General features: G+C 68.5%; 11 protein-coding genes. 3 read left to right on the forward strand and 8 right to left on the reverse strand.

Going from position 1 to position 11,533, the window contains the following annotated elements:
* Nucleotides 1–49: 49 nt before the first annotated feature.
* Nucleotides 50–1,048 carry an aldose epimerase family protein gene (locus V7Q42_RS16845; protein WP_333825269.1) on the reverse strand — a complete coding sequence of 333 codons (999 nt, stop codon included), beginning with the start codon at nt 1,046–1,048 and terminating at the stop codon, nt 50–52.
* 316 nt (nt 1,049–1,364) lie between these two features.
* Here V7Q42_RS16845 and V7Q42_RS16850 point away from each other — a divergent pair, with 316 nt between their 5' ends.
* The 3 genes from V7Q42_RS16850 to V7Q42_RS16860 all read left to right on the forward strand — a co-directional run bounded on the left by V7Q42_RS16850 (nt 1,365) and on the right by V7Q42_RS16860 (nt 3,278).
* Nucleotides 1,365–2,351: an aldo/keto reductase gene (locus tag V7Q42_RS16850; RefSeq protein ID WP_333825270.1), complete on the forward strand. Its 987-nt coding sequence runs from the start codon at nt 1,365–1,367 to the stop codon at nt 2,349–2,351.
* A 100-nt stretch (nt 2,352–2,451) separates the two neighbouring features.
* The gene (locus V7Q42_RS16855) at nt 2,452–2,988 is read left to right on the forward strand and encodes a hypothetical protein (RefSeq protein ID WP_333825271.1); all 537 of its coding nucleotides are present in this window, start codon (nt 2,452–2,454) and stop codon (nt 2,986–2,988) included.
* A gap of 74 nt (nt 2,989–3,062) precedes the next feature.
* Complete coding sequence (locus tag V7Q42_RS16860; protein ID WP_333825272.1) at nt 3,063–3,278, forward strand: hypothetical protein; 216 nt, start codon at nt 3,063–3,065, stop codon at nt 3,276–3,278.
* A 605-nt stretch (nt 3,279–3,883) separates the two neighbouring features.
* Here the strand turns inward: V7Q42_RS16860 and V7Q42_RS16865 are convergent.
* The 7 genes from V7Q42_RS16865 to V7Q42_RS16895 form a co-directional block, all read right to left on the reverse strand.
* Nucleotides 3,884–4,246, reverse strand: a complete 363-nt coding sequence (locus tag V7Q42_RS16865) for a hypothetical protein (protein WP_333825273.1) — start codon at nt 4,244–4,246, stop codon at nt 3,884–3,886.
* Nucleotides 4,247–4,260: 14 nt separating this feature from the next.
* Nucleotides 4,261–5,253 (reverse strand): ABC transporter substrate-binding protein, encoded by a 993-nt coding sequence (locus V7Q42_RS16870; protein WP_333825274.1) that lies wholly within the window; start codon nt 5,251–5,253, stop codon nt 4,261–4,263.
* 20 nt (nt 5,254–5,273) lie between these two features.
* Entirely contained in the window at nt 5,274–6,056 is a 783-nt protein-coding gene (locus V7Q42_RS16875) for an ABC transporter ATP-binding protein (RefSeq protein WP_333825275.1), read from the reverse strand.
* Complete coding sequence (locus V7Q42_RS16880) at nt 6,053–6,865, reverse strand: ABC transporter ATP-binding protein (protein WP_333825276.1); 813 nt, start codon at nt 6,863–6,865, stop codon at nt 6,053–6,055. Before V7Q42_RS16880 ends, V7Q42_RS16875 begins: the two co-directional genes overlap by 4 nt.
* A complete protein-coding gene (locus V7Q42_RS16885; protein WP_333825277.1) occupies nt 6,862–8,772 on the reverse strand; it encodes an ABC transporter permease in 1,911 nt (636 codons plus the stop codon). The genes V7Q42_RS16880 and V7Q42_RS16885 overlap by 4 nt, the downstream gene beginning before the upstream one ends.
* Before the next feature lie 48 nt (nt 8,773–8,820).
* Nucleotides 8,821–9,999: an ABC transporter substrate-binding protein gene (locus V7Q42_RS16890; protein WP_333825278.1), complete on the reverse strand. Its 1,179-nt coding sequence runs from the start codon at nt 9,997–9,999 to the stop codon at nt 8,821–8,823.
* Between the two features lie 61 nt (nt 10,000–10,060).
* Nucleotides 10,061–11,365, reverse strand: a complete 1,305-nt coding sequence (locus tag V7Q42_RS16895; protein WP_333825279.1) for a Rieske 2Fe-2S domain-containing protein — start codon at nt 11,363–11,365, stop codon at nt 10,061–10,063.
* Nucleotides 11,366–11,533: the final 168 nt, after the last annotated feature.

Here is an 11,533-nt window from a genome sequence, read left to right on the forward strand (position 1 = left end):
GGCAATCTCCTCAGGCGAAACGCTCATCCGTGATTTTCAAAACGGACTCTCAGAGCGCGAGCAGCCGATAGGTCGTCTCGTGGCCGTAGGCCTCGCCCGGGCGCAGGATCACCGAGGGGAAGTTGCGGTGGTTGGGGGCGTCGACGAAGCCCTGTGCCTCCAGGCAGAAGCCGGCATGGGGTCCGTGCGCCAATCCGTACGCGGCGAAGGGCGAGTGCGACAGGAAGCCGGCGGTGTAGAGCTGCAGCGACGGCTGATCGGTCACCACTTCGAGCGCCAGCCGCCCGTCCGGTGCCGTCGCCCGCGCCGCCACCATTCGTTCGCCCGGCACGCCGGCGAGGGCAAAGGCGATGTCGTAGTCGCCGCCGATCCGCCGCGCGGTGCGGAAGTCGAAGACCGTTCCGGCCACCGGCAGCATCGCCCCGGTCGGGATCAGCGCCGCGTCGACGGGCGTGTAGAGATCGGCGGCGATCTCCAGCATGTGCTCGCGGCAGTCGCCGGCCTCGTTCAGCGTCAGATAGGCGTGATTGGCGAGATTGACCGGCGTCGGGGCATCGCAGGTCGCCGTCGCCGAGATGTCGAGCGTGCCGGCTCCGCTCAGCCGGTAGGTGAGCCGCACCACCACCCGGCCCGGAAAGCCCTGATCGCCGTCGGCGGACTCGAGCTCCAGGGTGACCCGATCCGCGCTCGCCTCGACGACCGACCAGACCCGCCGGGTGAAGCCCATCGGCCCGCCGTGCAGCGTGTTGCGTCCGCTCTCGTTGACCAGCACCCGGTGCTCGACGCCGTCGAGGCGGAACCGGCCGCCGGCGATGCGGTTGGCGCAGCGTCCGACCATGACGCCGACATGCGCGCCGTTGTCGCGATAGCCCTCGACCGAGTCGAAGCCGAGCGCCACCTGCCGCCGCCCGCCGCGGATCGGCACTTCGAGGCCGCGGATCGCCGCGCCGATGGTCAGGATCGACGCCGTCGCACCGCCGTTCGAGGTGAGTACGATCTCCTCGACGCCTACGCCGTCGATCTCGCCGAAGCTCCGGATCCGCGCCATCGTTCTCTCCTCTCGGCCCGCGGCGGGGCGTCGTCGCAATATGCGCCCCGAGGTCCCCACCTCATCCTTCATAGCGCGCCGTCGTCGCGGCGGGGAGGGGAGGCCGGCGCGTCGTCGCTCCGATGCGATCGAGGCGATTCGGCGCAGGCCGCCACGCGCCCGGGAAACCAACCCCTCCGCCGCGCATCGATCGGCGACGGGCTCGCATGTCGCGACGGGCCTTGTGTCGACGGCGCGATCCGCTATCTCGAGGTACGCAAGGCAATTCGACCGCCGTCTCGTTTCGATCGACGGCGGAATATTGGAGACGAGAACGATGAAGACCCGCCGTTTCGGCCGCACCGGCCGGCAAGTATCCGAGATCGGTTTCGGCGCCTGGCAGATCGGCGGCTCGTGGGGCGATGTCGACGAGGCCGACGGCCGTGCCGCCCTCCATGCCGCCCTCGACGCCGGCATGACCTTCGTCGATACCGCCGACGTCTACGGCGACGGGCGCTCCGAGCGGATCATCGCCGAGGTGCTGAAGGAGCGGGGCGGGGATCGCCCCTTCGTCGCCACCAAGGCCGGCCGCCGCCTGTCGCCCCATGTCGACGCCGGCTATACCGCCGAGAACCTCGAGGCCTTCGTCGATCGCTCGCTGAAGAACATCGCCGTCGATCGCCTCGACCTCGTCCAGCTCCACTGCCCGCCGACCGAGACGCTCTATCGTCCCGAGGTCGCCGAGGCGATGGAGGGCCTGAAGCGCAAGGGCAAGGTGCGCGACTGGGGCGTCAGCGTCGAGAAGGTCGAAGAAGGCCTGAAGGCGATCGAATACCCCGGGGTCGTCTCGGTGCAGATCATCTACAACCTGTTCCGCCAGCGCCCGGCCGAACTGTTCTTCCGTGAGGCGGCGAGGCGTGATGTGGCGATCATCGCCCGCGTGCCGCTGGCGAGCGGCCTTCTCTCCGGCAAGATCACCGCCGCGACCACCTTCGCCGCCGACGACCACCGCGCCTTCAACCGCCACGGCGAGGCCTTCGACGTCGGCGAGACCTTCGCCGGCGTGCCCTTCGAGGTCGGTCTCGCGGCGGTCGAGGAGATCCGCCGTCTGGTCCCCGCGGGCGTGCCGATGGCCGCCTTCGCCCTGCGCTGGATCCTCATGGCCGATGCGGTCGGCGTCGTCATCCCCGGTGCCCGCAACGCCGACCAGGCCCGCGCCAACGCCGCCGCTGCAGATCTGCCGCCGCTGTCGACCGAGATCATGGCGGCGGCGCGCGACATCTATACCCGGCTGGTCGCCCCGCACGTCCATCAGCGCTGGTGAGCGTGCCCCGCCGTCCCGGGTCGCTCGAAGCATCTCGGCATCGGGCGACACGGGCCGACGGCGAATCTGTCACCATCGGCGGATCACTCGGAGGCGCCCCATGTCCGCATCCGTCGTCCCCGCCGCCCGCCCGATACTCGTCGTCCTCGCCGCCCTCGTCGGCGGCCTCGGGCCGATCACGGCTGCGCCGGCCTGCGCCGAAGGCCCGCCGATCGGCCACACCTACGTGGTGATGATGACCCGGTCGCAGATCGCCGCCGGCCTGCCGCGTCATCTCCTGCCGCCGCTCACCGATGCCCTCGATCGCGCCGGCCTGAAGAACGCCAGGGGCCCGACCGCCGAATGGGTGGTGACGGTCGAGACCTCCGCCGACCGGGGCGACTGGCTCGGGGTGGGGGAATCACGCCGCTGGCGCCACAATTCGACGGTGTCGGTCGGTTTCGCCCGCAACGAGGGCTTCCCGCGCAAGCCGGGCACCCCGACCTTCACCGTCGACGCCCGCGTCGTCACGGCGAACCCCGATCGCCACGACGAATACCGCTGCCTCGTCGACCTCGCGGTGAAGACGGCGATGAAACGTTGGCAGCCGCAGGGCCGGATCGCGGTGCACGGCATCGAGTGCGAACACGGCGAGTGAGGTCTCGACGAGAATTCGTCGGCGACCGGCATTTTTTCGTGAACCGAAAGGAGAGGACGAACGACGGACCGGTGGTGGCCGAGTTCATCGCCGCCCGAGATTGCCTGGAGGCGATGATGTTCTCGTCCGTTCGTGCAGCCGCCGTGATCGCCGCTCTCACCTTTCTGACCGTCACCGTCCTCACCTCTCTCGCCGACGACCGCCCCGCCCGTCCGGACGAGACGCTGCGCCCGCGCACCCAGTCCGGCGAGACCCGGGCCGGGTCGCCGATGTCGGCGGTGTTCCGGTGAGTGACGATCTCCGCCAGGTCCTCCCCGGCCGGGGGACGACCAACGTGTCGGCTGCGGTCCGATCCCGCAGAGCGTCCACAATCGCCGATCTCGGCTCGGGCGCGAGGATGAACTCGGCCCGAACGATCTCCTCGTTCTCGAACAGACCCTGAAACTGTCGAGGGCGTCACGAGGGGCGCCGAACCACTGCGGACGGAAAAGCTCCCGGTGGTCGCCGCGATGGATCCCGCCCCTCCCTCGACGCCGCGCAGTATGGATCGTCTCATACCGAGTTCACGAAATTCGGACTCGTCCGAATTTCGTGAGTTGCGGCCTGACCGGCCGACGCCCGTTCGGGCTTGCCTTCGCGGATGACGTTCCGAACAGGTCAGAACTTCATCCGCTCGGTATCACCCACTCCGCCAGCGCGGATGCGACCCGAAGGCGACCACCTCATGATGCCGGCATTCGCCTTCCGGGTTCTGGTCGGGTGTGCGTTGGCACTTTCGACCTGCGACGGTGCCGCTCACGCGGACCGGGCATGACCACACCGGTCTGTCATACCGGTGTCGACGGCATTCGCCGCGTGACGCGGATCAGAATGGCATCGACGAACCCGGCCCGGTTCATTTCGACGCCAAGCTCGCCATGGTCGCTGCATTCGGGCAGATCTCGGCGAGTTGATCGACCGGCGCTCCCTCGTCCATCAGGTGGCGACAGCGCTTCACCTCCCGGCAGTTGTTGCAGACCCGTTCGAGGTCGCGGAACAGCAGGCCGAGTTCGCGCCGCACCTCCTCGGCCTCGATACCGTTGAGCGCCAACATCGCCGGCAACAACCGCGCGACGTGTTCGCCGCCGTCGGCCGCGGCGGCGAGATCGTGATGGGTCATCCCGACCTCGCTCAACATACGGTCGAGTTCTTCCGGCACGGTCCGGTCGAGTTCCCAGCGGTCGCGCCAGCGACGGATGACGTCGAGGATTCCGGTCATGGTCCGCTCTCCATTCAGATCCGATGCGACTCGAGCGTGGTGGGATGGAAAAGCTCCTCCGGCGCGAGGCGTCGGATCGAAAGACCCTGGGCGTGGTGAGCCGTCAGGAACGCGTCGAGTGTACGGCGATTGGCCTCGAAACCATAGGACCAGTAATCCTCTCCGAGGAGAGCCCGGGCCTCTTGCAGCCGTTCTTCGACAAAGGGCAGCGTCACCTTGGTCGCCGAGGTGTCGCCGAGGCGGGCGAGGCCGACCGCCTTGGCCCGGCCGAAGGCTTTGGCGACCGCCGCCGGCAGCCAGCCGTGACGCTCGACGAGATCGCGGCGGACACCGACCAGATGCATGATCGGGAAATGGCGGTGACGGCGGTACCAGTCGGACGCCGCGGCGACCGGGTCGGCCCACAGCCGCCCGACGTGCGGGTGGCCGGCCTCGAAACACGACGGCGCCCGCGGGCCGATCACCGCGTCGATCTCGCCGGCGGCGAGGAGGCCCGAGAGCGTCGTCCCTTCCGGGATCGACTCCAGCCGCACGTCCGGCGGCAGGTCGAGAGCGATCTTCTCCACCCGGCCCGGTTCGTCGTAGCCGCCGCGCAGCCAGTGCACGTCCCGGGGCTCGACACCGTGATCCGCGAGAATCATGCGGGCCCAGACGTTGGCGGTGAGCTGGTACTCCGGCACGCCGACGCGGCGGCCCTTCAGATCGGCCGGTTCGCGGATACCGCGGTCCGTCCGGACGTAGATCGACGTGTGGCGGAAGGCCCGCGACGGGAACACCGGCACGCCGACATAGGGGCTGTCGCCGCGTGCGGTCTTCACCGTGTAGCTCGACAGCGACAGTTCGCAGATGTCGAACTCGGCGTGGCGGAAGGCGCGGAAGAAGATCTCCTCCGGCTCCAACAGCATGAACACCGGATCGACGCCGTCGATACGGACGGTGCCGTCGACGAGCGGTCGGGTGCGGTCGTAGTCGCCGACCGCGACGGAGAGGGAGAGGTTCGCATACATTCGATCAGGTTCCGGCGGCATCAGAGGAGTTGGCGAAGGCGCTCGGTCGTGGCGCGTTCCGCGGCGGAGGAACCGGCGACGGCGGCGCCGGCTCCGAGGTAGCGTTCGGCGATCTCCGACGAGCCGAGGAGATCCGCCGCCGATCCCGACAGCGCGACCCGTCCGTTCTCGAGAACGTAGCCGCGGTCGGCGACGGCGAGAGCGGAGCGGGCGTTCTGCTCGGCGAGCAGGATCGACAGGCCGCGATCGCGCAAGCTGCAGATCAGCCGGAAGATCTCCGAGACCAGCAACGGCGAGAGGCCCAGCGACGGTTCGTCGAGCATCAGCAGACGAGGTCCCGACATCAGGCCGCGACCGATCGCCAGCATCTGCTGCTGGCCGCCCGAGAAGTTGCCGGCCGGGCTGTCGAGCCGTTGCGCCAGGACGGGGAAGAGGTCGAGCACCTCGTCGAGCCGACGCCGGCGCTCGGCCGCGTCGATCGAGCCGTGGACGGCATGGGTCCCGAGCGCCAGGTTCTCGCGCACCGTGAGGCCGGCGAAGACCTGCCGCCCCTCGGGGACCAGCGCGAGGCCGAGGCGCAGACGCTCGGCCGGGCTCGACCTGACGATCGAACGCCCCTCGTAGACGACGTCGCCGGCGGTCGGTCGCATCAGCCCGGCGATGGTGCGGACCATGGTCGATTTGCCGGCGCCGTTGGCGCCGACCAGGGTGACGATCTCCCCCTGCGCGACGTCGAGATCGATGCCGGTCAACACGGGGTTCGAGTCGTAGCCGACGGTGAGGCCGGAGAGAGACAGGATCACGACCGTCCTCCATGTGTGTCGGTTTCGGCGCCGAGGTAGGCGCGGATCACCCGCGGATCGGCTCGAACCTCGTCCGGGCCGCCGCAGGCGATCACCGCTCCGGCCTCCAGCACCACCACCTGCTGGGCGACCGACATGACCAGCGCCATGTTGTGTTCGACGACGAGGACGGTGACCCCGCAGTCGCGGATCGCCCGCAGCAGTGCGGCGAGATCGGCGGTCTCGCTGTCGTTGAGGCCGGCGGCCGGCTCGTCGAGCAGCAGCATGCGCGGCGCCGCCATCAACGCCCTGACCACCTCGAGCAGCTTCTGCGACCCCATCGGCAGCTCCACCGCATGGGTGTCGCGGACCCGGCTCAGGCCGACGATGTCGAGCATCGCTTCGGCCCGCTCCCTGAGCGCCCGTTCTTCGCGGCGCGCCGAGGGGAGGGAGATCATGTGGGCGAAGGGCGACGTCCGCACCCGGCGATGGCCGCCGACCATGGCGTTCTCCAGCACCGTCAGTCCGGGAAAGACGCGGGCGGTCTGGAAGGTGCGGATCAGTCCGAGCGACGCGATCTTCCCGGCCGAGACGCCGGTGATCCTTTCGCCGTCGAAGAACACCTCGCCGCTCTGCGGGCGGACGATGCCGGTGACGAGGTTGAAGAGCGTGGTCTTGCCCGCTCCGTTGGGGCCGACGAGCGCCGTCACCGTGCCGAAGGGCACCGAGAAGGAGACATCGGCGGTGGCCTGGAGGCCGCCGAAGGATCGGCAGAGGTTGCGCACCTCGAGGCCCGGGCGCGACGCGGCATGGGGGAGGGGAGCCGTCATCGCGCGCCCTCCTCGCTCGGCGCGCCGGAACGGGCGGCCCCGCCGATCCGGCGGAAGATCCGGTTGAGGCCGTCGACCAGCAGGCCGTAGAGACCGTGCGGCAACCACAGGAAGCAGCCGACCAGCAACAGGCCGGAGACCAGCGTCTTGGCCGAGGCGAGCGGCGCGAAGACGGTCGGCAGGAGGGTGAGCAGGAGGCCGCCGAGCAGCGGACCGATCAGGGTCCCCTCGCCACCGATCACCAGCATGGCGACCAACTCCAGCGACCGCGTCGCATCGACCATGTCGGGCGACAGGAAGTGGAAGTTGAAGGCATAGAGGCTGCCGGAGAGCGAGGCCAGCATGGCGCTGACGGCGAACACCACCAGCTTGGTGCGCAGCACGTTCACCCCGAGCGCCGCCGCCGCCATCTGATCGGTGCGGATCGCCTGGATCGCCCGGCCGAAGGAGGAGCGCATCACACCCTGGGAGATCACGATCAGCGCCACGTCGAGGACGAGCACGAGGTGATACATCGACTCGGTCGTGTCGAAGGCGTAGCCGGCGATCTCGAGCGACGGGATGCCGACCATACCGGAGGGACCACCGGTGAGTTCGGTCAGGCCGACCGCGAAGGACGTGACCAGGAGACCGAAGGACAGGGTGGCGAGCGCCAGATAGAGACCGCGCAGCCGTAGCGTCACCACCGAGAGGATCAGCGCGCAGACGAGCGACAGCATCATGCCGGCGAGGATGCCGACGACCGGCGACACCTGGTATTCGATCGCCAGCCCCGCCGCGGTATAGCCGCCGATCGCCATGAAGCCGGCCTGCCCGAGCGCCACCTGTCCGCACCAGCCCATCAGCAGATCGAGCCCGATCAGCGCGATGAACAGGATGCCGACGATCACCAGACTGCTCAGGATCGCCTCGGACGCCATCCCGTGGGGCAGCGCGATCGCGCCGATCAGTGCGGCGACGGCGGCGAAGCGCCGGGCCTCCGGCGTCAGCCGGTGTACCCGCTTCCACACCCGCGCCTCGTCGCGCACGTCCTGGCGCCGAGCGGGACCGCCGGCCATCAGGCCGCTCGGTCGCCACACCAGCACCATGAGCAACAGCCCGAGGGCGATGGCGCTGGAATAGAGCGAGGAGAGATAGGCGGTCGCCAGCGAATTGACGACACCGAGCACCAGCCCGCCGACGATCGCGCCGGGCAGCGAGGCGATGCCGCCGATCACCGCGGCGATGAAGCCGGAGACGGTGAAGAGCCGGCCGCTGTCGAACTGCAGCGACGTCGCCGGAGCGATCACCACGCCGGCGATCGCCGCGATCAGAGCCGAGAGGCAGAAGCTGAAGAGCGTCATCCGCGGGACGCTGACGCCCATCAGGCGCGCCGCCGTGGGGTTCTCGGAACAGGCGCGCAGGGCCTGTCCGAGCCGGGTGCGGGTGAGCAGAGCCCAGAGCGCGAGGACCAGCACGCCGGTGATCCCGAGCATCCACAGCCCCTGGGTGGGAATGGTGATGCCGGCGAAGGCGAGCGGCTCCTGCCCCGAGAAGGGCTCCAACGCATAGGGCTGGCTGCCCCAGACGAGTTGCATGGCGCCTTCGAAGACGGTGAGGAGACCCGCCGTCAACATCAGCATGTTGGCGTTCGACAGCCGGGTCAGGCCGGGGACGAAGCTGGTCGCGCCGACCACCGCCCCGACCGTCACCGCCACCGCCACCGCGCCGATGCAGGAGGCGAGGATCGACCAGCCGAACTGTGTCTCGAAGCTGGCGCAGGCGAGTGCCGCGAGGATGCAGAATGCCCCCTGCGCCAGATTGACCACGCCGGTCACCCTGAAGATGAGCGAGAAGCCCAGGGCGATCAGCGCGTAGATGCATCCGGTGAGGACGCCGCCGATCAGAAGTTGGATGAAATTCGTCATGCTCCGCGTTCCTCCCGATCGGCGGACATTCGGCGAACCGAGGATCGATCAGTCGAGCGGCAGGCCGCGCGGTCGGCTGATCACGTCCCAGCTCTGCTTCGTCGGCTCCCAACGGGTCACGACGACGGAGGTGTCGTCGAGACCGCGCTGCGGCACCTTGCGGAAGTCGTAGATGCCGCTGGTGAGCGCATGGCCCTGAAGGTCGGCGAGGAAGGCGCGGATCTGCTCGGCGCCGGCACCGTCGGGCAGCGAGCGCAGGGCGTGGACGACCAGCATCGCCGGATCCCAGGAGAGGGCGGCCGCGATGTCGGGTTTGATCCCGGCGGCGTCGAAGGCCGCGAAGAAGGTCTTCTGCGCCTCTTCGACGCCTTCGGGCAGCTTCACCCCGGCATGACGCGGCCAAAGGGGCGAGGGGATGTAGAGTTGCTTCGGCAGGATCGAGGCATATTGCGTCATCTGCTCGTAGGTCATGTTGCCGTCGGTCGTCGCCACCGGCAGATCGAGCCCGGCGTCGACGATACCCTTGAACACCGTGCCGATCGCCGCGCCGGTCGACCAGGCGATGACCGCCTGCGGCTCGGCCGCGGCGATGCGCTGGATCTGCGCCGAGACGCTGACGTCTCCGGGGTTGAAGGTCACTTCCGCCGCCAATTTGACGTCGGCGTTCTCGGCCTGCGCCAGCACCTCGCGGATGTTGCGCACCGCGTCCTGGCCGGAGGCGTCGGTCGAGGTGATCAGCGCCAACTTGGTGATACCGCGGGACCGCCAGTAGCGGATCAGGACGGCGGCGAGATCGGCGGTCGACGAGCTCGAGGTGAACATGAAATCGCCGGGGGCGGGCCGGACGCCCGGCGACAGGCAGTACATCACCGTGGCACGCCGCATCGTCGGCGCCATGGCGTTGCAGGTGGCGACCAACGCGGAGCCGATGATCACCGTCGGCTTGGTGGCGAGGATCTCGTTCGCCGTCTGAACCGCGACCTGCGGCTTGGTCTGATCGTCGTGGAAGACGAACTTCAACTTGCGTCCGTGGATTCCGCCGCTGTCGGCGACGGTCTTCTCGACGACTTCGAGCGCCTTCTGCTCGGCCTTGCCGAGGAACGATGCACCGCCGGTCAGCGGGAGCACCACGTGGATCGCCGTCGTCTCTTCGGCCGCGGCGGGCGCGGCGAGGGCGAGCGCCGCCGCCGCCAGGAATCCGGCCACCGTTTCACGGATGTGTCGCATGTGTCTTCCCTCCCTGTGTTGTTCTTCGGCGGGCGGCCCGTCCGCCGCCCGCTTCTTCTTTTCATTCCGCGGCGGGTTGAGCCGTCGCGGCCAGTTCCTCGGCGGAAACGCCGAGCGTGCGCCAGTCGGTGCCCTTCGGCACGACGCCTTCGAACGACTTGAGGTGGATCTGGGGGACCACGTCGCTACCACGGCCGACCACCGCGCCCGTAGCGGCGAAGGCCTGCGCCGCATCGAGCATGCGGCGACGGAACTCGACGATCGCCAGATCGGAGGCGCCGAGGCGATCACGCGAACGATCGGCGATCGGACCCATGGTCTCCCACATGGCGATGTCCTGGTTGGGGATGCCCTTGATGCCGGTGAAGTTGCCGAGCTTCATCAGGGTGCGGTCCTGAAGGTAGTTGTTGTCCCGATTGCGGATCTTGCGGAAGTGCCGATCCACGTCGGTGCCGACCTCGGCGCCGAGGAACTTGCGCCACGTGGCCACTTCCGGAACCTCGTCGTCGCCGTGACCCCAGCCGATGAAGTGGAAAGCGGTGTGGGTGTCGTCGATCGGGATATGCAGGATCGCCACGTTGTAGCGGTCGTTGCGCGGGATCTGCACGGTATAGGGCGCGATGAACAGCGTCGTGCGCACGTAGTCGTGGGTGTCGCCGTTGAAGGTCGGGCGACGGATCGCGGCGTAGCGGAAGCCGAAGGGCGTGCGCTGAACGACGAGGCGCGGCGACTTGTCGGTCGACGGCCGCAGCCAGTTCGTGTCGGTCGCCATGGCGCGGGAGACCCGCGACGGCACCATGTCGGAGGAATGCAGGCTCGACGAATGGGCCGAGTCGATCGCGCCCTCCAGAATCTGCGCCCAGTTGCAGTCGATGATGATCTTGGCGATCGAGAACTGAGTGTCTTCGGTCGGCACGTAGACCGGCATCCGGAACTCGGGCTTCTCCGCCGCCGGCCCCATGTAGACCCAGACGAAGCCGGCGGCCTCGTGGGTCGGATAGGCCTTGTGCTTCACTTTCTCGACCAGCCCCGACTCCTTCGGCTCCGACGACATCTCGACGGCGTTGCCGTCCACGTCGAATTTCCAACCGTGATAGAGGCAGCGCAGGCCGCATTCCTCGTTGCGCCCGAAGGCCAGCGAGGCCCGCCGGTGGGGGCAGTATTCGTCCAGCACACCGAGGCGTCCGTCGGTATCGCGGAAGACGACGAGGTCCTCACCGAGCAATCGGATCTTGAGCGGCGCACAATCCGGCTCGGGCACTTCCTCGGAAAGACAGGCGGGAATCCAGTGGCGGCGGAAGATCTGCCCCATCGGGGCATCGCCCTCGACGCGGCAGAGCAGATCGTTTTCGTCATTCGTGAGCATGTACGGCTCCTCCCTCGATCACGAGCCATAGCCGGTCCACTCCGAGGACTAACTTAGCTCTCTAATTTGCATACGTGAAGCGTCCATGAGCTGTCCAGAGACAAAATGGAACTCTACGTTTTTTGATTTTCGCAATGCACAAATTGAATAGCCCCCGCGCGCGCTTCT

The organism is Pinisolibacter sp., assembly GCF_036782435.1.
Taxonomy (GTDB): domain Bacteria; phylum Pseudomonadota; class Alphaproteobacteria; order Rhizobiales; family Ancalomicrobiaceae; genus CALBKH01.

Bases quoted from the DNA above. Each gene is read 5' to 3' on its own strand.
- V7Q42_RS16845 (WP_333825269.1), bottom strand. From the start codon at position 1,048: ATGGCGCGGATCCGGAGCTTCGGCGAGATCGACGGCGTAGGCGTCGAG.
- V7Q42_RS16850 (WP_333825270.1), top strand. From the start codon at position 1,365: ATGAAGACCCGCCGTTTCGGCCGCACCGGCCGGCAAGTATCCGAGATC.
- V7Q42_RS16855 (WP_333825271.1), top strand. From the start codon at position 2,452: ATGTCCGCATCCGTCGTCCCCGCCGCCCGCCCGATACTCGTCGTCCTC.
- V7Q42_RS16865 (WP_333825273.1), bottom strand. From the start codon at position 4,246: ATGACCGGAATCCTCGACGTCATCCGTCGCTGGCGCGACCGCTGGGAA.
- V7Q42_RS16870 (WP_333825274.1), bottom strand. From the start codon at position 5,253: ATGTATGCGAACCTCTCCCTCTCCGTCGCGGTCGGCGACTACGACCGC.
- V7Q42_RS16880 (WP_333825276.1), bottom strand. From the start codon at position 6,865: ATGACGGCTCCCCTCCCCCATGCCGCGTCGCGCCCGGGCCTCGAGGTG.
- V7Q42_RS16885 (WP_333825277.1), bottom strand. From the start codon at position 8,772: ATGACGAATTTCATCCAACTTCTGATCGGCGGCGTCCTCACCGGATGC.
- V7Q42_RS16890 (WP_333825278.1), bottom strand. From the start codon at position 9,999: ATGCGACACATCCGTGAAACGGTGGCCGGATTCCTGGCGGCGGCGGCG.
- V7Q42_RS16895 (WP_333825279.1), bottom strand. From the start codon at position 11,365: ATGCTCACGAATGACGAAAACGATCTGCTCTGCCGCGTCGAGGGCGAT.